Raw genomic sequence first — 24,429 nt, 5'->3', positions numbered from 1 at the left:
ACTCTTTCTGCTGTCATCTATTACTCTATTTTAGCAGTAATTGATATTTTTTCGAGACAATTCTATAGAAATAGTTCAAAACAATTTATAATTGGACAAATCCGGAAATCATTCAAGGAAAAAGGACCACTTTCGGGTCCCAATTTTATTTTTTATTTATTTTTTCCAAGGATAAAAATCGGTTCTAATTCCCCATTTTGATAATAAAAGGATAAGGCGGTTATCGGGACGTGACCGCTTGTGAAAAAACTCATCGCCATTTGCGCCATTACATCATAGCCCCTGTCATTGCGAACATCGGCGATTATCAGGACATCCTGATGCGGAACAGCTACAACCATCGTTCCGGTTATTTGTTTTTCCATGTCGTGTAGAAAACCTTTATTTAAAATTCGGCTTGCATCGTAGCCATCATTTGTATTTAAAAAATAAAAAGTATTACCGGCAACTTGATCTTCTTTTAAATTAGTTGACAAAGATCTTACATTAAACAAAGCAATTTCCTTAATCCGATGTGGCTCCCAGCCCTCTTTTTCAATAATCCGGGAATCGAGTAAGCGATAGGTTTTTCCCATATCATAAGCATAATAAATTCTTGTTTCAGCCGTATGATCATCTGTCAAGAATGGTACACCTTCTTCAGCTTCCACCGGAAAGGATGTGGAACGGATAACGGGAAAGATTCTTTTCTCATGATCGGTTAATTGAACAGGGCTTACCATTGCCATCAGCCCTTGTTCTACATAATAAACAACCTCTTCAATCGCCTTTTCCTTTTCGTTATGCCACTTAGCCACAATGCCGGGGAGCGATACGGTAATCCCTTTCCCCGCTGTTTTACTTTCAATTCGCAGCTCGTCTTTCTCACGGTCATAAGTAATGATTCTATCCTCGCCTGCCAAGCGCGACTCCAATTCACGTTTCATTTTAAGACTGTCCATCTACATCCCCCTCTCGTTCCCAGGAATCGTTTTCCCTATTTTACAGGAAAAAACCTCCTTCTCCAAAAGGGAAGGAGGGCAGGTTCTATTTTAAACCTTTGATAAAGTTTTCTATTTCTTCTTTTGTTTTGCGATCTTTGCTGACAAAGCGGCCAAGCTCTTCCCCGTCCTTATAAGCAATAAAGCTTGGAATGCCGAATACATCAAGCTGTTGACAGAGATCTATATAGCCGTCACGGTCCACATGAATAAACGCATAGTCAGGAAATTCTGCTTCAATTTCCGGGAGCACCGGTTCGATAAAACGGCAATCTGGACACCAATCGGCAGAAAACATGAAAATTGTTTTTCCTTGTTGACGAAGCTGTTCAAATTGCTCCATGGATTGTAAATTTTTCATTTTAAAACGCCTCCGTATTGCCTTGATCATTTGTTAACGTTCTATCACATCATAGCAGTCAAACTGCTTCTAGTCCAACGAAATGCAGTGCTGAATTTCACCTTTGTTGTAAAAGAATTGCTATCTGTTTTCCATTAGCTTATCCTATTTCTGCTTTTGGTGATAGTTAAATTGTCCGACAAGAAGATTCATCACATGGGTAAACATTTCCGTACGGTTGACCCGTCCGTCGGTAAATACTCCGACAGCCCCTTCTTGTTTACTGACATTCTTCTTTTTCGCATACTCTTCCATAACCGGACCAAGTTCCTTACCAGCCCGCAATCTACCGACCACTTCTTCAGGCAGTAAAATCCGGGCGCCCCCGGCGATAATCGGCTCCTTCCCCGGTGCTGCCAATGCCCCCCAGTTGCAAATCAAGAGACCGTAACTCGTTTCCTGGACGCCTCCCTCAAGGCCAATTCCGATGTCTCCATTTCCTTCAAGAAGGGCGCCTTCTGCCCGATTAATCGCCCCTTTAATCGTTTCTTCATCGGAAAAAGGCTGTTCGCTGACTCCCGAGGGGATATCAAGTGAACAGAATTCGGCCGCCTGATGGCTGAAACTATTTTTAACTGCGGCAATTTTAGCAGGATTTTTTGATCCAATGACGATTTTCATTGCTGTCCATCTCCTTTATAAAAAAAGGGGCTTACTCAAAAGAGTTGTCCCCAGAAAAATTAACTATTGGACTTAATGGTATCTACTGTTGTTTTGTCGCAGGCTTTTACTAATTTAACCAATAATTCTTTAGCAGCAGCATAGTCATCTACATGGATGATCGAAGCATGGGTATGAATATAACGCGAACAAATACCAATTACCGCACTTGGAATTCCCTCATTTGCCAAGTGTACACGGCCGGCATCGGTTCCGCCCTGCGAAACGAAATATTGATAAGGAATATGGTTTGTCTCCGCCATATCAAGAACAAATTCCCGCATTCCCCGATGGGTTACCATAGACCGGTCAAGAATTCGCAGCAATGTCCCTTTCCCAAGTTGGCCAAATTCCGATTTATCGCCGCTCGCATCATTGGCAGGGCTGGCATCAAGTGCAAAGAAGAGATCAGGTTTTATCATATTGGCTGCCGTTTGGGCACCGCGTAATCCAACTTCCTCCTGTACAGTTGCCCCGGAATAAAGGATGTTTGGCAATGTTTCATCCTTTAATTCCTGCAGCAGCTCAATCGCCAGGCCGCAGCCATAGCGATTATCCCATGCTTTAGCTAAAATTTTCTTTTCGTTTGCCATTGGGGTAAATGGGCAGATTGGCAAAATCGCCTGTCCCGGTCTAATTCCCATTCTTTCAGCATCTGCCCGATCATCTGCACCGACATCAATTAACATATTTTTTTGTTCCATCGGTTTATTTTTCTTCGCTTCATCTAAGAGATGCGGTGGAATCGAGCCGATGACCCCGATGATTGGACCATTTTTCGTCATGACTTGGACCCTTTGGGCGAGAAGGACCTGGCTCCACCAGCCTCCTAATGGTTGAAATCGAAGCATACCATTATCAGTAATGGCTGTAACCATGAAGCCAACCTCATCCATGTGGCCGGCAACCATAATGGTGGGACCTTGGTCATTGCCCTTTTTAACACCAAAAATACTGCCTAAGTGATCTTGGACAATTTCATCGGCATATTGCGTTAATTGTTCCCTCATAAATTTCCTGACAGCATGTTCATTTCCCGGTGCACCGGGAAGCTCTGTTAACGTTTGAAAAAGCTTTAAAGTTTGTTCATTCATCAGCTGTTTGCTCCTTTTGAATTGGTCTAAATAATATATGTATTCAGCCTAATATTACAGAATTTATTGGATTTTTACCAACATTTGATTTTTCTATCTTCCGTCAAATTAATGCGCTATACTGGAAGAGAATAGGAAGTCACAATCTTTTCCATATTTGTATGTTGGAGGTCCTGCAATGAACTGGAAATCTTTTATGCTTGGTGCTGCAGTTGGTATTCTTGGCGGCTACACGGCACGCCAAATGATTACTAAACAAACAAAGGTATCACCTGAAAAAGTATTAGAAAATGTTAAAAAGCAATTTAGTCAAAATGGATCGATATCCGGCTCATGGATCCATATGGTAGCGGAGCCATATCAAAAACAGCAAATCCATTACCAGGTTTACAAAGGAGGAATCTCCAAAACTGTTGAAGGCATCGATGAACAATATGAATTTATTGCAGATGCCTCAACAGGAACACTCATTGATATTCGCCGTCTGTCGGAAGGAATTGCTTAAGAAAAAGCCGTATCCCATTCATCGATTAGGATACGGCTTTTCGTTATTTCGATCTTTTCACGCTTTCCATCATTTGACCGTCCGGTCCCCATTTAACTGCCCGGTAAAATGCATCATGATAAAAAGTGAACCAGGCCTGTTTCTCTACAGCAAATGGCTGCCATTTAGCCTTTGCAGCAATTGAATCCATTGGATAATCATCATAGGCCATTACCCATAGGACATTTTGGTGGGCATGCGTTGCCATAATGTCAGCCATATGAATCGCCATTTCTCCTCCATCTTCAATGATCACAATGGAATGTCCATTGCTGTGACCTCCGGTATGAATCATCCGGATCGGGCCAAAACTCCAGTTTTCCTCAAATGTTTCAACCTGTGATTCGATGGCTTCCCAGTTTTCCTTCCAATATGTATTTTTTGAACGAATATTGGGTTGACGCATTTCATCCCATTCAATTTTGGATGTAATGATTTTGGCATTAGGAAAAACCGATACAAATTCACCATTTCCAGGTTTGGTCAAGCCACATGCGTGGTCGAAATGTAAATGGGTCATTAATACGTAATCAATTTTAGTTGAATCAAGGCCTATGCTTTGTAGGGAAACATCCAGTTCGGATTCCTTCGTTACCCCATAATTCCGAAGCTGTTTTTCAGTTAATTTTCCATTTCCTAACCCCGATTCAATTAAGATATTTTTCCCATCAAATTGAACTAAAATCGGGTCTGTTGGCAATTCGATTTGATTTTTTTCATTTGCCGGATATTTCTTCGACCATAATGATTTTGGTACGACTCCAAACATGGCTCCCCCGTCCAGATTGGTTACTCCGCCGGATAACCATGTTAACGATACATTTCCGATCTTTAATGTATCCATACTCATCAACTCCTTTTTTTTAGTTTATCATTATCTGATAATTAAGAAAAATAAAAAGGACAACCCATCAAAATGAGCGGTCCGAAATCATTAATGTTGATATTTAACCTCACAACGATAAATCCGATTTCCCTTTTCGGAAAACTTTTCTTCATATTCAGTCATGATATTACCTTCAAAATCGCTGTTATGAAGATCAAGGCTGATAAATTTCAACAGCAAGCCATAGGCAGAAAAACTCATTAATGAATATTCAAATAAGCCTTGATTATCTGTCTTAAAATGAATTTCCCCGCCATCTGTCATGATTTCCTCATATAGCTTCAAGAAGTCCTTGTAAGTCAATCTTCTTTTTTCATGACGCTTTTTAGGCCACGGATCAGAAAAATTCAAATAAACGCGCTGGACATCGTTTTTGGCAAAAAACTTGGCTAAATCCTTGGCATTAACATTTAACAGCTTAAGATTTGGAAGCTCTGCCTCAATTAATCGGTCTAATGCAGCGACGATGACACTATCAAATAATTCGATCCCAATGTAGTTAATCTCTGGATGAGCTTTGGCCATTTCGGTAATAAACCGGCCTTTCCCGGTACCTACTTCAATGTGGAGCGGCTGATCACTAGCAAATGCCTCATGCCATTTTCCTTTATATTCTTCCGGATTTGGAACGATATACTGGGGGTATTGTGCTATTTTATCCTTTGCCCAAGGTTTATTTCTAAGTCTCATTACGGCACTCCTATAAGATAATTTTGATGAAAACAATATCACGAAGCAATATCTGTTGCAAGTGAATAAACAAAAAAAGAATCCACAACCTAAAGGTGAATTCAATTTTCATTTTTACTTGAAAGGATGTGTTTTTCTTGCCACTGAATCATCAGGATCAAGTCACATTACTAAAAGATATATTAAATGATCATCAAACCGATTGTTGCGGCTCAACAGCGGAATGTGAACAGCTGGAACGATTGGCTAAATCACTGATGGTAAATGCACAGGTCAGCCAAAATATAAAAGACATTCTGCAGGATATCTATTATTACAGTCAAGAAGGAGCCCAGACTGCCGACCTCGACCAACACATTGTTTCCAATCAGGAAAATTTATCACAATGGGTAAATGATATTGGACAATTTTCGTAATTAAAGAATTTCGTCTAGAAATTTAATCCATTTCTTCATTTCCTCAAGGCGGTTTTTATCTTTATGGAACTGAATGGATGAAATGGTCTGAAGGACTGTATACCATTTCATCCTTAGTTTTAAGTTATCTGTAAGCTCCTCCCCATACATGGAAAGCCAGTCCCGCCAATTTTCTTCGGGAATGTACCAATATAATAGCATTCCTAAATCGATTGCCGGATCGGCAATCGCAGCTCCATCCCAATCAATTAGGTACAGCTCGTTATCCTCTGTAAGCAGCCAATTGTTATGATTCAAATCACCATGGCAAACGACTTTTTCTTCGCAATGGACATTTTTTGATTCTTGTTTTAAGAAAGCCAATGCCCTCCGAACTTCCGGTAAAGAAAGCGTTTCGTTATCGACTTCATTTATAATCGATTGAAATATCATTTCAGGGTTTAAAGGAGACTTTTCGAGGCGGCTAAGCATACTAAGCATCGGTTCTGATCGGTGGATTTTCTTTAACAGCCTGGCAACAAGTTCTTGATTCATTTCTTCTGGTTTTAGCTCCCGCCCTTCCAGCCATTGCTGGGCTGTAATGACATCACCGTTTTCCAAACGCTTTGTCCAAATCAGCTTTGGAACGATCCCTTCGGCTGACAGCACGGCCAAAAAAGGGGAAGAATTCCGTTTGAGAAAAAGGCTTTGGTTCTCATTTTTTGCAAAAAATGCTTCACCAGTGGCGCCGCCAGCGGGTGTTATTTCCCACTTTTGTCCTAATATATGTTCCAACATTGTCACCTTCAATTTATGCCGTTCTAATGGTGGTGTCCCTAATCCTAACTAACTTTACTAGAAGGACTTCTCCAGGATAGGAAGAACCTTAACCGTCCAAAGGTTTATCTTTATAACCAATTTCCAATTAGAATAGATTTAAACGTGGTCTGTTATTTAAATAAAAAAGGGCTATTGATATGTTATTCTACAATAGCCATCATAATAGATTTTATCTCCATTTGCCTTTTTTCGTCAAGTCATCTTTTTGAAGAAAAAGCGATGCTAATGCTGCCGCAGGATTACTCGTAGAGCTGGATGTTACGAATACATGAAGTGAGATTGGTTCAATCACTGATTCCCCCTCGTAAAAGCTGCCTTTTGGAACCTTATCTGCATAATGTTGATTAGCTAAAAGTGACCATTTTCCCTTTGGCAGGGAAATGGAGTACTGCTTTTTCGATGGGTTCACTACGAGAAGAATATCGTATCCTTCTGAATAATATATTAAGCCCATCATTGGTGCGGGGAGTGGAAACTGTCGAATTTTAGCTCGGATTTCGGCAGCAGTCCGGTAACGAAAACAACGATATTCCTTACGAATTTGAATAAGACCTGTTAGATAGTTTACATTTTCTTCATTTTCACTTTTCCGTATCCAATCGAGCTGATTAACAGTGTCAGGGGCTCGGTAGCTGTTGCCGTTACCTTGTTTCGTCTGGAAAAACTCCTGCCCGCTGTGGAGAAAAGGAATTCCTTGCGACAAGATGACCAATCCGGTTGCCAAACGGTGATATTTCTTTTTTACCTCTATATTTTCATCCTTCAAACAGACTTGAAGCTTATCCCATAATGTATGGTTATCATGACATTCAATATAGTTGACAGTTTGCGTTGGTTCATTAAACAGACGATTTTCTCGCTTATTAAAGCCAATACTGCCGGTAATCGCTTCAAATGCGGCCTCATGGTACGCTTCATTTCCCAGGGCATAGCCTTTATCATCAAGATGAAACGTACTGCCTTTTATAACATCGCGAAATTGATCATTAAACTGGGCAATCCGCGGCAATTTATCCTGATTTGCCAGATTCGCTTTTTGGTTACACGGCAGCGGGGTATTAAGACTCCAGCCCTCACCAATGATGAGGACTTCCCCACCCTTACTGATTGAATCACAGACAGTTTTCACTTCATTCATTGTCTCAATATCCAAAATCCCCATTAAATCGAAACGAAAACCATCAATATGATATTCCTCTAGCCAGTAGCGAACGGAATCAACGATAAATTTTCGTACCATCCGCCGTTCGGATGCGATATCATTCCCGACACCGGTGCCATTTGATGGCATTCCCATGTCATTATGACGAAAGTAATAACCAGGAATGATTTTTTCAAATGAGGATTGTTCACGGATATAAACGTGGTTATAGACCACATCCATCATAACCCGAAGTCCAGCTCGATGAACCTGGTCAATTAATTGCTTTAATTCGATAATTCTGGAATAGGGATCAGTGGGATCTGTGGAGTAGCTGCCTTCCGGAGTATTGAAATGCAGGGGATTATAGCCCCAATTATATGATTCCTTCGGCTTTAATTCATCAACACCGGCAAAATCATGAAACGGAAGGAATTCTATATGGGTAACACCTAAAGCTTTTACGTAGGATAAACCGGTAGGTTCGGCGTCCTTACCTTTGGTATTTAATTCCCCGGCCCCAAGATATAATCCTTTATGCTTAACCCCGCTATTCGGGTGAATCGTGAAATCTCTTATATGTGTTTCGTAAATAATGGCATCCACCGGACTTTCAATGGGGGGGAGAGTGATCTTCGGCCGATCGGTCTTCTTCAGATTGACAATAACACCGGCTTCACCATTTGCACTGACAGCCTTGACGTACGGGTCAACGGCCTCGCGCCATTCCTGATTAACCTGTACAAGATAACTATATTGGTAATATTCCAAATCACGGGAAACGATTACCGACCAAATCCCCTTATCCCCTCGTTTCAGCTTTACTATTTCCGAATCGGGACTGGAAGGTGGGTTTAATTTCAATTTAACCTGAACAGCAGTCGGCGCCCAAAGTTTAAAAAGGCACTGATCTTTCTGATAGGTTACTCCTAAATCATGCCCCTCATAATAAAATTTTTGGTCAAAGGCTTCCGTTCTAATGACAGCACCGATTTGTAAATCGGTTTTGCCGCTATGTTCGTCGATAATCCAATACTGTTTCCCAAAGTCATATTCTTCCGAAAATCGGCAGATATATTTATAATAGCCTTCGATGAAATATTTTTTAATTGTTTGCAATCGACTCTCTCCTAGTCCATCAGTTAAAGAAAAAGAGGAAGATAACCCCTGGTGATAGGAAAGGGGAAGAAGAATGGTAATCAAGTCCATCTCGTCCAAATAAGCAAGAAAATTCCTATTATTAGAAGTCATTTGAATCCCTCGCTTCTAGATTAACTTCTGGGGCATGCTGCATTCTTGTCAATACCTGCATCGACTTGACCTGGATTTCGATTTTTAAAGGAGTGTAGCCAACATGCTCCCCATCCCCATGGACAAACAGTTTCTCCGCCGATTGAATCGATATCATTCTGCCTTTAAAGGTCTTCACTTCTTGAAAAAATATATGCTTGCCCCAAAAGACGCTTATAAATACCAGCAACAGCTTCCATCTGGATAATTCATGAACAACGGTAATATCCAGTAAACCGTCATCGGGAATAGCTGCGGGGGCAATTTTCATCCCCCCGCCATAATATGGCTGATTTGAAACGGTGACAAACCATGACTGTTTAAAGGAATACTTTTTCCCATCAATCGCAATATCAATGGTTGTCGGTTTAAAAGTGAATAATTCTTTCAGCAGAAAATAAACATAAACTAAACGGCCCAATGACAGCTTATTAAGGATAGCCTTGATTGGTGAATGATTGACCTGATAGGCAATGAGTGCATCAAATCCGGCACCCATATTGTTAATGAAAAACTCCTCCGCCCCGTCCGCCAATGTCATTTTTCCGTTATCTATTTGAACAGGATCACTTTTTATTAAACGAAGCAGTACCTGCAGAGCTTTCACAGGGTTGGACGGAATCTTGAAGCCTCTGGAAAAATCATTCCCGGACCCGCCTGGAATAAACCCAAGGATGACATTTTTATTCCTGGTGACGCCATTCATGACTTCATGCAAAGTTCCGTCGCCGCCAACCGTTACAATGATGGTTTCCCCATCATGTTTAGCCGCAATTTGTCCGGCAAGTTTTTTTGCATGACCCGGATATTCCGTATAAAATGCCAAAAAAGAAACTTGTTCATCGATCAACAAGGTTTCTATTCTATCCCATATTTTACGGCAGCGTCCGTTTCCGGCATTCGGATTAACAATAAAGTAGATGCTTCTCATAAAAACCAACCCTTTTATCTCTATGATTGTAGTGGAAAAATAGTTATCGCTTTATATTTAGGAGTTTGATTGAGATACGTTTGATATAACACAACATCCTTCGCCTGAAAGGAGAGTGGTTCAGATTGCAATTCCTGCCAAACTTCAAGCCTCTTTTTTTGAAAAGTGGTTTCGGAGCTCCATTTTCTTGCTAAAGTAATATGCGGTCGAAATGGCCTCGTTTCTAATTGAAAGCCTGCTTTCCCGCAAGCTGTATATACCTTATTCCTTACGATTCGCAGTTCACTGCTATCGACCGTATCTGCCCAAAATACTCTTGGGGAATCCTCCCTTCCAAAGACTCCGAGTCCGTTTATTTGTAATCGAAAAGATTTTTCCGTTTCTAATCCCTCTCTCACGAAGCTTTCTGCTGCCGTCAGTTTCTCAGCCTCCGCCGCCCCGAGAAATGCTAATGTAATATGAAGATCCTGATGATGGACCCAGCGGTCAAAAGGAAAACTTTGTTGCAATTTCTCCATTATATCCTTCATAAGTACCTTCGTATCTTCCGGGATCCTAACGGCAAAAAAATAATGGGTTTGCTGCATATTGTTTTCATTCCTTTTCACAATTTTATTCTATTTTTGCCTAACTATGAAGAGACACTTTATAAAAAGACGCAGATTATTTCCACGTAACTTATAGTAAAGATTACAATTTTCCACATCGATTTTCAATTTCCGGTTTACATGATGCTTGTCATTGGTGAAAACCCTCGCTTGAATTTTTGTCCTTACAACTAAGCTAGTTTCTAAAAAACGAAATATTTCACTAAAAATTTTATTAGAAAATTCAATTAATTTATCATAAGTCCCATAGTTTACACCATACCCTATAGTAAGAATTAAAAAAAGGAGGGAAAACACTCTGCTTTTCAAAATAATGGAGGAAAATTCTTAAAACTATACTATTGTAGTAGAAATTTTTTGAAATTATGGGTACAATAAGACTAAGGATAAGACATTGAAATATTGACAGAGGACCTTCCATAAAAAGGAGATGTCTGCGCGGAAAAGAAAATTACATATTTTGAAAAGCAATTTTCAACCAGACTGTCGATAGAGGGATTAGCCAAAGGTTTGAAAAAAGGATAGGGAGTGGTTCTTTGAAACCTTCAACTAACCGGATGTTAAACCGCATCAAATGTATCTACATGTTTATCCGTAAGAATGGCACAGTTACAACACAGGAACTTGTAGAGGAATTTGGTATCACTCCTCGAACCGTACAACGAGATTTAAATGTCTTAGCCTATAATGATTTGGTCATGAGTCCAAGCCGTGGAAAATGGACGACCACACATAAGAAAGTTAAAATGTCTTCATAAATGAAATCGTTAAAACAGCACGCGGATTGCCGCGTGTTGTTTTATTGTGTTTTCCTACAATCTCTATGAAACAACTAGCTGTTATTGACAATTTTCACAAAAATGATATATTAATATAAAAAATGCTTTATCACTTAAAAGCGTTTAAGCGAGAGAGAAGCGGGTGCACTATGAAAAAACAGCAACTAAACAAAGGATTATTACCGCGCCACGTTCAATTTATTGCATTAGCCGGGATGATTGGTACAGGGATATTTAAAGGGAGTGCGGATACGCTCCATACTGCCGGCCCAAGCGTTGTTTTTGCCTATTTAATTGGTGGAGTTATTCTGTTCATTATTATGGCGGCGCTAGGTGAATTGGCTTTGGCTTATCCCAATCATAATGTGCAGCATTTAATCAACAAGGCTTTTGGTTCCCAAGTATCTTTCCTCGTGGGTTGGCTTTATTGGATCAACTGGATTATCGTGACGGCAGTAGAATTATTAGCTGCAGGAAGCTTCCTGCAATTTTGGTTTCCTCAATCCCCCTTATGGCTGCTAAGTCTGATCTGCGCTGTGGTGATCATTGGAATTAATTTGTTTCAAGTAAAATACTATGGAGAACTTGAATTTTGGTTTGCCGGGGTGAAAATTCTTGCTCTAACGGCCTTTATCATTTTAGGATTTTTATTACTGTTAGGCGTTATTCCCAGTGGGATTCACAATCCATTGTCAAATTATACCGGGCATGGCGGCTTTTTCCCTCATGGCCTTGGGGGCACGTTCAGCGCCTTTTTGGTCGTTATGTTTTCTTATGGCGGGGCCGAGTTGATCGGTGTTGCCGTGACCGAAACGAAGGATGCAGAAAGGGTATTACCAAGAATTATCAAGAGTACGGTTTGGCGGATTATTATTTTCTATATAATGCCAATCCTCATCATTTGTGGGATAATGCCGTGGAATAAGGTTACTGGCGCCGACAGCCCGTTTGTCCAAGTATTTAGTGTTACCGGTCTGCCTGGTGCAGCCCATATTATGAATTTTGTGCTCTTGACCGCGGTGCTTTCGGCGGCTAACTCCGGTATATATGCAACTTCCAGGACGTTATTTTCGATGGCACAAAGTGGTGTGGCGCCTGCCAGATTAGCGGTATTATCTCGTAAAGGAATTCCGATTATTGGGCTGATGATGACGAGTTTGTTTATCATGTTTGGCGTCTTCCTGGCATACCTGACCCCTGATGAAGTCATCAGCTATTTAATGACAATCCCTGGTTTCACCGTCATGCTAATATGGATGAGTATTTGTGCCGCACAGTTAAAACTACGGCCGCAATACCTCAATCAGCCGTCTTTTAAAGTAAAATGGTTCCCATATTCGACCGTCTTTGCTTTAATCGCCTTGGGCGTGATCTTCATCGGATTTATATTTAATCGCAATAATATTATTGGAACATCCGTTAGTCTTATAACCATCGGAGTGTTAATCCTTTTTTCATATATTACTAGAAAAACAATCGTACTAGTGTAAAAGCCGGCGAATTACTTGCTGGCTTTTTATTTTATTGGTACTGCTTTAAGACGGGATTTATCATTTACCCGTCATTTTTCTGATTTTACCCGTCTGTTTTGATAATTTACCCGTCGCGTCAACATGATTCAAAAAGTGATATCCCAATAAGGAATATCACTTTAAAGTTTATTACTGTCCACTTGATAACAGTGCCTGAGCAATACCGATAAAATACTCGGATTCACGGATGATGTGCACAAGTACTACTTTTGCTGTATGATTGCTGCTTACCGCAGCACTGTGTGTTTTGATTTGTTGGCATAGGGCAATAAACGATTCACTTTGCTGCAGGCAATAGGCCACCAGCTGCATCACTTGTTGGTGCAACTGGTCTGATATTTGATAACCAGAGCGGACCACCGATTCAATAAAACGGACTACCTGCTGGTTTGTTTCAGCAAGGGCCTGTTCCCATTTTTTCAAAGCATCGACAAATTCAGGTTCCAGTTCGGAAACCAACTCGCGAATTACAACCGTATGCTCCTCCTCTTGATGTTTCCAAAATTCTGCTTCATCCAGTATTCTTAATGGCATTTGCTGACCATAGTAAAATTGCATACAAGTTCCCCTCCTATTTCAAATGTATGGGATAAGCTGTTATAATATACCTAATTTCATGCAGCCTCCCTTTTCCGAATGTGCAGAATTTTTGTCATCCTAATTGATACAAATTCCAACAGGTTGATACAATGAAGGTAAAAAGCAAACCGAGGTCAATATATGTATTGGAATAGCCAATTTTTAAGAAGTATCCAATTAATGAAAGCTGATATTCCGTCATTCAAACAATATCCTTTTCATCTCCCCAGTGTAGAAACTTTGGATGAACTCGTATTACATCCTAAGGTTACCTTTTTTGTTGGTGAAAACGGCATGGGGAAATCTACATTAATCGAAGCAATTGCCGTTGCATTAGGATTTAATCCTGAGGGCGGATCGTTGAACTTTAATTTTTCCACCTATGATTCTCATTCCCCGCTTGCTGATTACCTCAAATTAATAAAAGGCATCGATAAACCAACTGATGGATTTTTTCTAAGGGCGGAAAGCTTTTATAATGTTGCTTCCAATATTGAAGAAATGGACCGGGAAGGATTCGGAACTAAGGTGATTGATTCATTTGGCGGGGTTTCACTCCATGAGCAATCCCATGGTGAAGCATTCTTCGCCACGTTTCTTCATCGATTCCGTGGAAATGGTATCTATATTTTGGATGAACCGGAGGCTGCCTTGTCACCTCTCAGACAAATGTCGATGCTGACACGAATTCATGATTTAGTACAGGAAAATTCCCAATTGATTATCGCAACCCATTCACCCATCATTATGGCCTACCCAGATGCAAAAATTTTTGAGTTTACTGAGTCAGGAATTTCAGAAAGCAAACTGGAAGAGACAAACCATTATCGACTGATGAAGCAATTTTTCGATGATAAAAATCGGATGCTGCATCATCTATTCGAAGGATAATATATGAAAAGAGCCCGGCAATCAGGCTCTTTTTCAAATAATATTTTTCCCATAAAAAATTTCATCCATTTCAAAATGAATTCGTTCTGTAATTTCAGCAGCTTCTTCTGGGGACAATTTATCTTTTGTATACCCAAATAAATAGTTATTTAAATCAAAATTCCGCAGTTTACATTTCGTGTGAAATATATTTTCCTGATAAACGTTGACATCAATCATATCAAACATATCGATCAAATCGTCGGGAATATAGTTCTGAATGGAGCTAATTTCATGATCAATAAATAATTTATATCCATCTTTATCCCTAGTAAATCCGCGGACTCGGTAATCGATGGTCATCACATCCGTCTCAAACGAACGGATTAAATGGTGCAGCGCCTTCAAAGGTGAGATTTCACCGCATGTTGAAACATCGATATCAGCGCGGAACGTACTGATCCCCTCATCAGGGTGGTATTCCGGATATGTATGAACGGTAATATGACTCTTATCAAGCTGCAAAACCACCGATTCCATTAACGGTCCCGGTGATTCTTCGAATATTTCCAAAGGCGGATTGTGAACGGGTGCCTCCGATATTAAAAAGGTCACGCTGGCCCCGGTCGGTTCAAAGTCCTGACTGGCAATATTCAATACATGTGCCCCAATAATATCGGCGACATCCTGTAGAATTCTTGTCAACCGCTCTGCACTGTATTGCTCATCAATATAATTTAAATAGGCTTCCCGCTCTTCCCGCGTCCTCGTAAAACAAATATCATACATATTAAAACTTAATGATTTCGTCAGATTATTAAAGCCATGTAATTCGATCGCCTTCTCATGTGTTAATTTCATCAACACTTCCCCCCATGTCTTCTTTTGATTGTAAGATACCCAAAGTTTAGGAAAAATATTGTGACGACAGAAAATCATATTTTACCTATTGTTGAGGAAATTAAAGAAAAAGCAGCTAACACTATAGCTGCTTTTTCACTTCACTTGATCATTTTTTAATAACTCAATTTCTTCGTCCGTTAGTTCGCGGTATTCACCAGGTTCAAGTGTTTCATCCAGTACTAAGGGGCCCATGGAAATCCGCTGCAGGTATATAACCCTCTTGCCTACGGCTTCAAACATCCTTTTTACCTGGTGGAATTTTCCTTCAGTAATCGTTAGTTCAACATCGGAATGAGTCCCGGATTTTAGAATTTTCAGCTTGCCGGGCTTAGTTTTATAACCATCGTCGAGTACAACACCTTCGGCAAAAGCCCTAACATCCTCGTCCGTTACTTCACGATCAATGACCGCAAAATAAGTCTTGGGAACGTGCTTTTTTGGCGATAACAACCTGTGCGCCAATTGCCCATCATTAGTAATCAACAGCAAACCCTCGGTATCTTTGTCGAGCCGGCCGACCGGGAACGGTTCATAGACTTGGTCCTCTATTTCCAGTAAATCAATCACCGTCTCATCGACGTTATCCTCTGTCGCAGATAAAACACCAGGCGGCTTATTCATCAGCAAATATATATATTCCTTATACTCAATCACTTCACCATTTAAGGTTACCGTTTGGATAGTTGGATCCACTTGCTGTTTGGCATCCTTAACCACGATATCATCAATCATTACAGCACCGCTTTTCAACAGTTGTTTGACTTCCTTACGGCTGCCATAACCCAGATTCGCCAGCATTTTATCAATTCTCAACCGTTCTTCTCCTTCCCGGCAATTTTATTTTTGTCATCAGGCGGTCAAATCTTGAGCCGAATAAGCGGCTAATGAGACCTGACTTAACCCCAAGATAGAAATAAACCGCCGCACCAATTGCAGCACATAAGAGAATAATAATGACCGATTGAATTTTTGACTCGGGTGAAAGGAATAGCAATAGTACCCGGTAAACCCCTTCTGTTACAGCCCTCATTAAACCGGCAAATATCCCGATCAGCAAACTTCTGCGCCAGACAATCCGGAATGGATAACGGGCAAAGGTTTTAATAACAATCAGATTGATTATAATTGCTGCCGTGTATCCTAATGTCGTGGCTAAAACGGCACCTCTTGTTTCCATCATCTTAATAAGAGGAATATTCAATGACAATTTGATCAATAAGCCGACAAGCAGGCTAAGAACCGTAAAGCGCTGTTCATTAATTCCCTGTAAAATAGCAGCTGTAACGGAATATAAAGAAAAGAGAATCGCTACCGGCGCGTATGCCCTCAATACTTCCGTTCCCATAACATCATGTTGGTAAAAAACGGTGTAAACCGGCTCAGCTAATAATGATAACCCAATCGCTGCCGGTAATGTTAAAAATAATAAAACCTGAAACGACTGATTTAATTGATGAACCATACTTTTTTTGTCACCCTCTACAAACGCTTTGGTGATGCTTGGAACCAGCGTTAAGGAGAAAGCAGTTGCCAGGGAAACAGGAATGATAACAATTTTATGTGATTCAAAGTTTAACATTGAAAAAAAGGAATCGGCCACTTGCTCGGTAAAACCAATTTGAACTAATGCCTTACTAAAGGTAAATTGATCAATTGCCTGAAATAACGGATTGGCGATTCCGACTAGAACAAAGGGAAAGGAATACAAAATAATTTCTTTATAGATTTCTTTGAGTGATATATTAATCGTACCCTTATCATGTTCAAGCAATTCGTCTAAATATGGTTTCCTTTTATACCAATACCAAAATAATACAGCAAGTCCGCCGATTGCCCCAATAAATGCGGCAAACGTCGCTACGCTGACAGCCGTAACAATTTTTCCATTTAAAAACTTCATGACTACGAAGGCACCCAGCAGAACAAAAGCAATTCTGACAATCTGTTCTACTACTTGTGAAAGAGCTGATGGCCCCATGGATTGATGACCTTGAAAGTAGCCTCTGATTAAACTCATAAACGGCACAACAATTAAAGCAAAGCTGACAGCCCGCATGACGGTGGTAACATTTTTTAAATTGGCGTCTCCGCCCGTACTCATCTCGGCAAGGGTGGGCGCAGCGAGATACATCACTAAAAAGGCCAAAAATCCAGTTGTCAGCATAACCACAATCCCGGATTTAAACAGCTTTCTGCCAACTGCATATTCCTCGAGGGCATTATATTTTGAAATAAATTTCGAAACAGCAAGCGGTACACCAGCTGTTGCAATACTGATAAAAACTGTATACGGAACGTAGGAATATTGATATAGAACGGTTCCTTCGCGACCGACAATTTGAAAGAATGGAATAACATAAATTAACCCAAGAACTTTCGAAAGTATCGTTCCCAGTGTTAAGATAAAGGTACCTCTTAAAAGCTTCGACTGCATAGAATCCCTTCCTGACTGAAGAAATACATGCGCAATAAGAAACTTGACTTTTTGCACACTATTAGTAGTTTACAACTTCTTTTCTCCCGATGCCACTTACAATCAAGTTATTTTTGTGAAAAATAATGGGAGGTTCGTTTAATTTTACTATAATTGTTGCATAATGAAGTGAATCTAGTTAAAGTTGGTGAAAAAATGCAATTGGATGTAATTGTGATTGGCGGCGGTCCATCAGGTTTAATGGCAGCCATTGCTGCTGGCGAAAAAGGGGCCAAGGTGCTGCTCATTGATAAAGGGGACAAGCTTGGCCGGAAGCTGGCGATATCCGGTGGCGGCCGCTGCAACGTAACAAACCGGAGGCCAGTAGAGGAAATTATTAAACATATCCCGGGAAACGGCAAGTTTTTATACAGCGCTTTTTCGATTTTTAATCATGAAGATATTATTCAGTTTTTCGAGAATCTGGGAATTGCTCTTAAGGAAGAGGACCACGGCCGGATGTTTCCAGTTTCCAATAAGGCACAGTCGGTGGTTGATGCCTTGTTGCAGCAATTAGAAAAACTACAGGTTAAAGTTTTTAAAAACAGCCCGGTTGCCGATGTACTCTACGAGGATGGCAGGGTATCAGCAGTCCAATTAAAAGACGGGCAAAAAATCTGGGCAAAATCCATTGTCATTGCTGTTGGCGGCAAATCGGTTCCGCAAACGGGATCAACCGGCGACGGTTATGCCTGGGCGGAGAAAGCCGGACACACAATTACCGAATTATTTCCAACGGAAGTGCCTGTCACTTCCAGTGAACCGTTTATTAAGCAAAAAATTCTGCAGGGAATATCATTAAGAGACATTGAATTAAGCGTGTTAAACCCAAAAGGAAAGCCTCTTATCAGCCACCGGATGGATATGATTTTTACCCATTTCGGCATTAGCGGTCCCGCTGTGTTAAGATGCAGTCAGTTTGTCGTGAAAGCCATGAAAAAATGGCATCTTACAGAGGTTACGATGAGCCTCGATGTGATGCCGGATCGAAATGAAGAAGAATTATTTCAGGAAATGATCAAAATAATAAAAGAAGAGCCGAAAAAGAGCATCAAAAATACCTTAAAAGGGCTGCTGCCGGAGCGCTACCTGCTTTTTCTGTTAGAAACCAATGAGATCGATCCCGCAGCGCAGGCAGGCTCTCTTACGAACGAAAAGACCCGCAGTTTTGCCAAAAGCTGCAAGCAGTTTCAATTTAAGGTCAATGGGACATTGCCGTTGGAAAAAGCCTTTGTTACCGGCGGCGGGGTGTCTGTGAAAGAAATCGACCCAAAAACGATGGGTTCAAAACGGATGAACGGGTTATATTTTTGCGGCGAAATCCTCGATATTCACGGTTATACAGGAGGATATAACATTACCTCCGCGCTGGTTACTGGGAGATTGGCAGGGGTGAATGCCGCATTATCAGCTAGGGCCTGACCCATTGGTCAGGCCCTATAAATAATCATTGCCGAAAAACAGTAAATTTGTTCCTCCTCATCATCCTCTGGAAATGCCGCGACATTATATTTAATATCCAGCAAGCTCTTCTCATCCAATCTTCTTAAAAAATGATTCATTTCTTTTTCTAAATCCTTTTCATGCTCCCGGTCAAACAACTTCACTTGGATCATCGAACTCTTCCTTTCTTTTTGTCTCTCATTATTGACCATTTTTCTGAAAATTAAAATAAAAAAATCCCCCATATATGGATGGAGGATGTCATCATTTTAATTTGCAACAATATTCACGAGCTTGCCGGGTACGGTAATGACTTTGCGAATTGTTTTGCCGTCAATTTGTGCTTGCACGCGGTCATCACCCATGGCGATTCCCTCTAACGTCTCTTTGCTGGCATCTTTTGGCACTACCAGCTTGGCTTTTACTTTACCATTGATTTGAATAACAATTTCCACTTCGTTATCCACCAGCTTGGCTTCATCATAGGCAGGCCAAGCTTCATAGGAAATCGTATCATGATGTCCAAGCTTTTCCCAAAGCTCCTCGGCAAGATGCGGTGCCACCGGCGAAAGTAATTTAACAAAGCCTTCGATGTATGGCTTTGGCAGAACATCAGCTTTATACGCTTCATTTACGAATACCATCATTTGCGAAATGGCCGTGTTAAATCTTAGGCCTTCATAATCCTCAGTAACTTTCTTCACTGTCTGATGATATACTTTTTCCATGCTTGAAGCTTCTTCGGTCGGCTGAATCTTTGGATTTAACGTGCCATCTTCTTCAACCAGCAAACGCCAGATCCGATCCAAGAAACGGCGGGAACCGTCCAATCCATTTGTCGACCAGGCAATCGAGGCATCCAATGGTCCCATGAACATTTCATATAAGCGCAGGGTATCAGCACCATGACTTTCAATGATGTCATCTGGATTAACAACATTTCCTTTTGACTTACTCATCTTTTCATTGCCTTCGCCTAAAATCATTCCTTGGTTAAATAGTTTTTGGAATGGCTCTTTTGTTGGTACCACGCCAAGATCATATAAGAATTTATGCCAAAAACGGGCATATAGTAAGTGCAATACGGCATGTTCAGCACCGCCAATATAAATATCTATAGGCAGCCAGTGCTTTAATTTTTCTGGTGAGGCCAGTTCCTGATCATTTTTCGGATCAATATAACGCAAATAGTACCAGCAGCTGCCAGCCCATTGCGGCATTGTATTGGTTTCGCGGCGGCCTTTTTTCCCTGTTACCGGATCGACAACATTGACCCATTCTTCGATGTTCGCAAGTGGTGACTCACCGGTGCCGGATGGTTTAATATCCTTTGTTTTCGGCAGTGTCAATGGAAGCTGATCTTCTGGAACTGCTGTGGTGGTACCGTCCTCCCAATGAATAATTGGAATCGGTTCACCCCAGTAACGTTGCCGGCTGAACAGCCAATCGCGCAGGCGGTATGTCACTTTCTTCGTCCCAATGCCTTTATCTTCAAGCCAGGCGATCATGTTCGAAATCGCATCAGCTTTATTCAAACCGTTTAAGAAATCGGAGTTTATATGTTCACCGTCGCCGGTATAAGCCTCTTTAGTGATATCGCCGCCAGCAACAACTTCCTTAATTGGCAGGTCAAATTTCCTGGCAAACTCATAATCGCGCTCATCATGGGCCGGTACTGCCATAATGGCCCCGGTACCGTAACTTGCCAGTACATAGTCGGCAATCCAGATTGGCATTTTTTCGCCATTGGCCGGATTTATTGCATAGGCACCTGTAAAGACGCCGGTTTTTTCTTTAGCAAGGTCGGTACGTTCAAGATCACTCTTGGATTTGACTTTTTCAAGATAGGCCTCAACTGCCGGGCGCTGTTCTGCCGTGGTAATTTTTTCGACAAGCTTATGCTCAGGTGCAAGGACCGCATAGGTTGCCCCAAAAAGTGTATCAGGACGAGTCGTAAATACGGTGAATGTTCCGTCATGTCCTTCAATTTGGAAGTTGACTTCAGCTCCTTCAGAACGGCCAATCCAGTTGCGCTGCATTTCTTTTAATGACTCGGGCCAATCCAGCTCTTCCAGATCCTCAAGCAAACGGTCGGCATAAGCGGTAATCTTCAACATCCACTGCCTCATTGGCCGGCGTTCTACCGGATGGCCGCCGCGTTCGCTTTTACCATCAATCACTTCTTCGTTAGCTAATACAGTCCCCAGTGCCGGGCACCAGTTAACCGGAACTTCATCCACATAGGCAAGGCCTTTTTCCCACAGCTTTAAGAAAATCCATTGTGTCCATTTGTAATAGTCCGGATCGGTTGTGTTGACTTCACGATCCCAATCATAAGAGAAACCGAGCGCTTTAATTTGCCTGCGGAAGGTATCAATATTTTTTGCGGTAAATTCTGCCGGATCATTGCCAGTATCTAATGCATACTGCTCTGCAGGTAGACCGAAGGCATCCCAGCCCATCGGGTGCAGCACGTTGTAGCCCTGCATCCGTTTCATCCGCGAAAGTATATCTGTTGCGGTGTAGCCCTCAGGGTGCCCGACATGGAGCCCGGCTCCTGATGGATATGGGAACATATCTAAGGCGTAGAATTTTCGTTTATCATATTCTTCGCTTGTTTTAAAAGTTTTTTCTTCTTCCCATCTTTTTTGCCATTTTTTTTCGATTTTTCGATGATCGAAACTCATTATGATTTCCTCCTATTGATAAATAAAAGCTGTCGCGCCTTGGAATAAGCACAGCTAGTTCCTGCGATGATGATTCTAAGGAGATCTCCTTAGTGGCAGGCGCTGCCGCCAAATAAAATAAAAAAACCCCTCATCCCCACACAGGGACGAGAGGATTATATGTATCTTCCCGCGGTACCACCCACATTAGTGCTGATGCACTCGCTTCATTATCCTTAACGCGGAAAACGGCAGACATTACTGTCCCTTCATATCTGCAACTCCTAGGCGAGTTCATGATGTCCCCCGGTTGACTTTCACCAGCCGTCAACTCTCTTGTAACGGTTTTTCACCACTACTGCTCCTATTCACTGTTGTTGACTATAAGAAATATAATGTAAATATTATTTTATTAAATTTTCTAACAGGATGCAAATGAAATCGATAAAATTTTAAAAAATCTCCCAACCATTGTTGAGAGATTTTGCGATTACGTACGATTATTCTTGATGAATCTTCGATTTTATCGGCTGGCTGCCGATATTTTCATATTTCTTCTTTGCCTGTTTTATTAAATCCCGGTCTTGGCCCAGTTCAATGTCTTGGTTATTGATGCCATTTCGTGTCTTTTGTTCAGGGTTTTGCTGTTTAGAACGTTTTTTCAAAACTGTTCTCCTCCTCTTGTCCCCTTTAAAATCATACTGTTTTGCATCTGCTGAATTTGCAGCCGCATCCGGTGAAGTTGTTCTCTCTGCGGTCCATTGGCACTATGCGCCATTGTTGCAATATCCTGGTATGTCTGCTCCAGCCGCTGCAATGCTTGATAATAATTATCGTCATTATATTGTTCCTGCAGACTGCTTTGTTTATATTGCTCTTCAGCAAAGCGAATCGTGTCCTCCACCTGCTGAGTTAAGTTCGACATCGAAACACGCGTAGCCATTAAAGAACCCCCTTTAAGTCAACACGCCTTGAAGCATACTGCTTCAATTCTTATTTTGTTCCCAATTCCTTTTCCTATTACATAAACAGATTGATAATTACTGGGAATCATCTTGAAACCATTACATTTGGATATGCTTCGTAGTTCATGATAAAATTATTCCTATGCTTAATTTTTAAAAAGGAGGTTTGCTGAATGCTTCAGACAAAACCTTTTCCATATGCCTCAGACGATAAACGTTACCATACGTGGAATTATCATTTACGAAAGCAATTTGGCCATAAAGTGTTTAAGGTGGCGCTTGACGGCGGCTTTGACTGTCCAAATCGTGACGGTACTGTTGCCTATGGCGGCTGTACCTTTTGCAGTGCTGCCGGTTCCGGTGACTTTGCCGGAAATCGGGCTGAAAGCTTAGCGACACAATTTAATGACATCAAAGCGAAAATGCATTCAAAATGGAAAGATGGGAAATATATGGCCTATTTTCAGGCTTTCACTAATACCCATGCCCCTGTCCGAGTGCTTCGCGAAAAATATGAAACCGTCCTTGGCCTGGATGGTGTTGTCGGCCTTTCGATTGCAACCCGGCCTGACTGCCTGCCTGATGATGTGGTTGAGTATTTGGCAGAACTCAACGAAAGAACATATTTATGGGTGGAACTCGGACTGCAAACTGTTCATGAACAGACCGCAAACCTAATCAACCGAGCCCATGATTTTCAATGTTATATCGATGGAGTAAACAAGCTGAGAAAGCACGGGATTCGGATTTGTACTCATATTATTAACGGTCTGCCGCTTGAAAATGACGAAATGATGATGGAAACGGCACGTGAAGTCGCGAAATTGGATGTTCAAGGAATTAAAATTCACCTACTCCATTTGCTTAAAGGAACGCCGATGGTGAAACAATATGAAAAAGGCATGCTTGAATTTCTGTCGCAACAGGACTATGTAAACTTAGTATGCGACCAATTAGAAATTTTACCGCCGGAAATGATTGTTCACCGCATCACCGGCGACGGCCCGATTGATCTGATGGTCGGACCAATGTGGAGCGTCAACAAGTGGGAAGTGCTAAATGCCATTGATGATGAGCTGAAACGCCGCGACAGCTGGCAAGGTAAGTATTACCAAGGAAGTGTAAATCGTTAATGATGAAATTGGATCGGATTCTTCCCTTTGCCAAAATTTTATTACAAAAAGCCGTTACTGCCGGGGATGTCGTGGTCGATGCCACATTAGGCAATGGCCACGACACCGTTTTCCTAGCAGAACTTGTCGGTGAGGCCGGAAAAGTGTACGGCTTCGATGTACAGCAGCAAGCCATAGATGCTTCTAGGGAACGTTTGCGGCAACACGGTTTGCTTGACCGGGCAGTACTTTTTCATGATGGACATGAGCATCTTGCCGAAAAAATCCCAGCTGTACATCACGGAAACATATCTGGGGCGATTTTTAACCTTGGCTACCTGCCAGGCGGCGACAAAACGATTGTCACCCGCCCGGAAACAACAATTACGGCAATTGACCAGCTGCTTGAAATCATGGCTCCGGCAGGGATCATTGTTCTGGTTATTTATCACGGGCATGAAGGCGGTGCCGCCGAACGGGATGCACTTTTAGCCTATTGCCGCGGACTGGATCAAAAGACGGCCCATGTCCTGCAATACCAATTTATTAACCAGCAGCATAACCCGCCATTTATTGTCGCGATTGAAAAAATTTAACCAGGCCATCTGCGCCTGGTTTTTTTGGAAATGTAGGTATTTTTTGAACTTA

General features: G+C 41.4%; 26 protein-coding genes and 1 other annotated feature. Of the genes, 8 read left to right on the top strand and 18 right to left on the bottom strand.

What is annotated here, in order from left to right; all coding sequences use genetic code 11:
• Positions 1-152: 152 nt before the first annotated feature.
• The 4 genes from JK635_RS06810 to JK635_RS06795 all read right to left on the bottom strand — a co-directional run bounded on the left by JK635_RS06810 (position 153) and on the right by JK635_RS06795 (position 3,134).
• Positions 153-941, bottom strand: a complete 789-nt coding sequence (locus JK635_RS06810; RefSeq protein ID WP_202653197.1) for a DUF1444 domain-containing protein — start codon at positions 939-941, stop codon at positions 153-155.
• A gap of 85 nt (positions 942-1,026) precedes the next feature.
• On the bottom strand, positions 1,027-1,341 hold the full coding sequence (locus tag JK635_RS06805) for a thioredoxin family protein (RefSeq protein ID WP_202653196.1): 315 nt from the start codon (positions 1,339-1,341) through the stop codon (positions 1,027-1,029).
• A 144-nt stretch (positions 1,342-1,485) separates the two neighbouring features.
• Positions 1,486-2,001: a DUF84 family protein gene (locus tag JK635_RS06800; protein ID WP_202653195.1), complete on the bottom strand. Its 516-nt coding sequence runs from the start codon at positions 1,999-2,001 to the stop codon at positions 1,486-1,488.
• Between the two features lie 59 nt (positions 2,002-2,060).
• Complete coding sequence (locus JK635_RS06795; protein WP_202653194.1) at positions 2,061-3,134, bottom strand: M42 family metallopeptidase; 1,074 nt, start codon at positions 3,132-3,134, stop codon at positions 2,061-2,063.
• 178 nt (positions 3,135-3,312) lie between these two features.
• On the opposite strand from JK635_RS06795, the gene JK635_RS06790 reads away from it, so the two are divergent.
• Positions 3,313-3,639 (top strand): PepSY domain-containing protein, encoded by a 327-nt coding sequence (locus tag JK635_RS06790; protein WP_202653193.1) that lies wholly within the window; start codon positions 3,313-3,315, stop codon positions 3,637-3,639.
• A 43-nt stretch (positions 3,640-3,682) separates the two neighbouring features.
• Here JK635_RS06790 and JK635_RS06785 read toward each other — a convergent pair whose 3' ends face one another.
• Positions 3,683-4,522: a YtnP family quorum-quenching lactonase gene (locus JK635_RS06785; RefSeq protein ID WP_202653192.1), complete on the bottom strand. Its 840-nt coding sequence runs from the start codon at positions 4,520-4,522 to the stop codon at positions 3,683-3,685.
• Between the two features lie 90 nt (positions 4,523-4,612).
• Positions 4,613-5,254: a tRNA (guanosine(46)-N7)-methyltransferase TrmB gene (gene trmB / locus JK635_RS06780; RefSeq protein WP_202653191.1), complete on the bottom strand. Its 642-nt coding sequence runs from the start codon at positions 5,252-5,254 to the stop codon at positions 4,613-4,615.
• A gap of 137 nt (positions 5,255-5,391) precedes the next feature.
• On the opposite strand from trmB, the gene JK635_RS06775 reads away from it, so the two are divergent.
• Positions 5,392-5,670 carry a YtzH-like family protein gene (locus JK635_RS06775; protein WP_202653190.1) on the top strand — a complete coding sequence of 93 codons (279 nt, stop codon included), beginning with the start codon at positions 5,392-5,394 and terminating at the stop codon, positions 5,668-5,670.
• On the opposite strand, the gene JK635_RS06770 is transcribed toward JK635_RS06775, so the two are convergent.
• The 4 genes from JK635_RS06770 to thpR form a co-directional block, all read right to left on the bottom strand.
• A complete protein-coding gene (locus tag JK635_RS06770; RefSeq protein ID WP_202653230.1) occupies positions 5,671-6,444 on the bottom strand; it encodes a phosphotransferase family protein in 774 nt (257 codons plus the stop codon).
• Positions 6,445-6,658: 214 nt separating this feature from the next.
• Positions 6,659-8,881 (bottom strand): type I pullulanase, encoded by a 2,223-nt coding sequence (pulA, locus tag JK635_RS06765; protein WP_202653189.1) that lies wholly within the window; start codon positions 8,879-8,881, stop codon positions 6,659-6,661.
• Positions 8,871-9,851: a diacylglycerol/lipid kinase family protein gene (locus JK635_RS06760; RefSeq protein ID WP_202653188.1), complete on the bottom strand. Its 981-nt coding sequence runs from the start codon at positions 9,849-9,851 to the stop codon at positions 8,871-8,873. Before JK635_RS06760 ends, pulA begins: the two co-directional genes overlap by 11 nt.
• Positions 9,852-9,871: 20 nt before the next feature.
• Positions 9,872-10,438, bottom strand: coding sequence for an RNA 2',3'-cyclic phosphodiesterase (thpR, locus tag JK635_RS06755; protein ID WP_202653187.1), 567 nt, complete (start codon positions 10,436-10,438; stop codon positions 9,872-9,874).
• 557 nt (positions 10,439-10,995) lie between these two features.
• Here thpR and JK635_RS06750 point away from each other — a divergent pair.
• Both JK635_RS06750 and JK635_RS06745 read left to right on the top strand, forming a co-directional pair.
• Positions 10,996-11,217, top strand: a complete 222-nt coding sequence (locus JK635_RS06750; protein WP_202653186.1) for a DeoR family transcriptional regulator — start codon at positions 10,996-10,998, stop codon at positions 11,215-11,217.
• Between the two features lie 170 nt (positions 11,218-11,387).
• The gene (locus tag JK635_RS06745; protein WP_202653185.1) at positions 11,388-12,728 is read left to right on the top strand and encodes an amino acid permease; all 1,341 of its coding nucleotides are present in this window, start codon (positions 11,388-11,390) and stop codon (positions 12,726-12,728) included.
• A 171-nt stretch (positions 12,729-12,899) separates the two neighbouring features.
• Here JK635_RS06745 and JK635_RS06740 read toward each other — a convergent pair whose 3' ends face one another.
• A complete protein-coding gene (locus tag JK635_RS06740) occupies positions 12,900-13,328 on the bottom strand; it encodes a DUF2935 domain-containing protein (RefSeq protein ID WP_202653184.1) in 429 nt (142 codons plus the stop codon).
• 201 nt (positions 13,329-13,529) lie between these two features.
• Between JK635_RS06740 and JK635_RS06735 the strand changes: the two genes are divergently transcribed.
• A complete protein-coding gene (locus JK635_RS06735) occupies positions 13,530-14,240 on the top strand; it encodes an AAA family ATPase (RefSeq protein ID WP_235887940.1) in 711 nt (236 codons plus the stop codon).
• A 33-nt stretch (positions 14,241-14,273) separates the two neighbouring features.
• Here JK635_RS06735 and speD read toward each other — a convergent pair whose 3' ends face one another.
• The 3 genes from speD to JK635_RS06720 all read right to left on the bottom strand — a co-directional run bounded on the left by speD (position 14,274) and on the right by JK635_RS06720 (position 17,556).
• Entirely contained in the window at positions 14,274-15,080 is an 807-nt protein-coding gene (gene speD, locus JK635_RS06730; protein WP_202653182.1) for an adenosylmethionine decarboxylase, read from the bottom strand.
• 135 nt (positions 15,081-15,215) lie between these two features.
• Positions 15,216-15,935, bottom strand: coding sequence for a pseudouridine synthase (locus JK635_RS06725; RefSeq protein ID WP_235887939.1), 720 nt, complete (start codon positions 15,933-15,935; stop codon positions 15,216-15,218).
• The gene (locus tag JK635_RS06720) at positions 15,925-17,556 is read right to left on the bottom strand and encodes a putative polysaccharide biosynthesis protein (protein ID WP_202653181.1); all 1,632 of its coding nucleotides are present in this window, start codon (positions 17,554-17,556) and stop codon (positions 15,925-15,927) included. Before JK635_RS06720 ends, JK635_RS06725 begins: the two co-directional genes overlap by 11 nt.
• Before the next feature lie 195 nt (positions 17,557-17,751).
• On the opposite strand from JK635_RS06720, the gene JK635_RS06715 reads away from it, so the two are divergent.
• The gene (locus JK635_RS06715) at positions 17,752-19,017 is read left to right on the top strand and encodes a BaiN/RdsA family NAD(P)/FAD-dependent oxidoreductase (protein ID WP_202653228.1); all 1,266 of its coding nucleotides are present in this window, start codon (positions 17,752-17,754) and stop codon (positions 19,015-19,017) included.
• Between the two features lie 8 nt (positions 19,018-19,025).
• Here the strand turns inward: JK635_RS06715 and JK635_RS06710 are convergent, their stop codons facing one another.
• The 4 genes from JK635_RS06710 to JK635_RS06695 all read right to left on the bottom strand — a co-directional run bounded on the left by JK635_RS06710 (position 19,026) and on the right by JK635_RS06695 (position 22,647).
• Positions 19,026-19,211, bottom strand: coding sequence for a sporulation protein Cse60 (locus JK635_RS06710; protein ID WP_202653180.1), 186 nt, complete (start codon positions 19,209-19,211; stop codon positions 19,026-19,028).
• A 96-nt stretch (positions 19,212-19,307) separates the two neighbouring features.
• Positions 19,308-21,725 (bottom strand): leucine--tRNA ligase, encoded by a 2,418-nt coding sequence (gene leuS / locus JK635_RS06705; RefSeq protein WP_202653179.1) that lies wholly within the window; start codon positions 21,723-21,725, stop codon positions 19,308-19,310.
• Positions 21,726-21,864: 139 nt separating this feature from the next.
• Positions 21,865-22,085 (bottom strand) — a binding site (T-box leader).
• A gap of 119 nt (positions 22,086-22,204) precedes the next feature.
• The gene (locus JK635_RS06700) at positions 22,205-22,369 is read right to left on the bottom strand and encodes a glycogen biosynthesis protein GlgD (RefSeq protein ID WP_202653178.1); all 165 of its coding nucleotides are present in this window, start codon (positions 22,367-22,369) and stop codon (positions 22,205-22,207) included.
• Positions 22,366-22,647: a YtzC family protein gene (locus JK635_RS06695; RefSeq protein WP_202653177.1), complete on the bottom strand. Its 282-nt coding sequence runs from the start codon at positions 22,645-22,647 to the stop codon at positions 22,366-22,368. The genes JK635_RS06700 and JK635_RS06695 overlap by 4 nt, the downstream gene beginning before the upstream one ends.
• 195 nt (positions 22,648-22,842) lie before the next feature.
• On the opposite strand from JK635_RS06695, the gene mnmL reads away from it, so the two are divergent.
• Both mnmL and mnmM read left to right on the top strand, forming a co-directional pair.
• On the top strand, positions 22,843-23,802 hold the full coding sequence (mnmL, locus tag JK635_RS06690; protein WP_202653176.1) for a tRNA modification radical SAM protein MnmL/YtqA: 960 nt from the start codon (positions 22,843-22,845) through the stop codon (positions 23,800-23,802).
• A 2-nt stretch (positions 23,803-23,804) separates the two neighbouring features.
• Complete coding sequence (gene mnmM, locus JK635_RS06685; RefSeq protein ID WP_202653227.1) at positions 23,805-24,377, top strand: tRNA 5-(aminomethyl)-2-thiouridylate-methyltransferase MnmM; 573 nt, start codon at positions 23,805-23,807, stop codon at positions 24,375-24,377.
• Positions 24,378-24,429: the final 52 nt, after the last annotated feature.

Source organism: Neobacillus paridis, from assembly GCF_016765675.1.
Classification (GTDB): domain Bacteria; phylum Bacillota; class Bacilli; order Bacillales; family Cytobacillaceae; genus Neobacillus; species Neobacillus paridis.
Note: the sequence above shows the minus strand (reverse complement) of the source record. Positions and strands in the feature narration are given on the sequence as shown.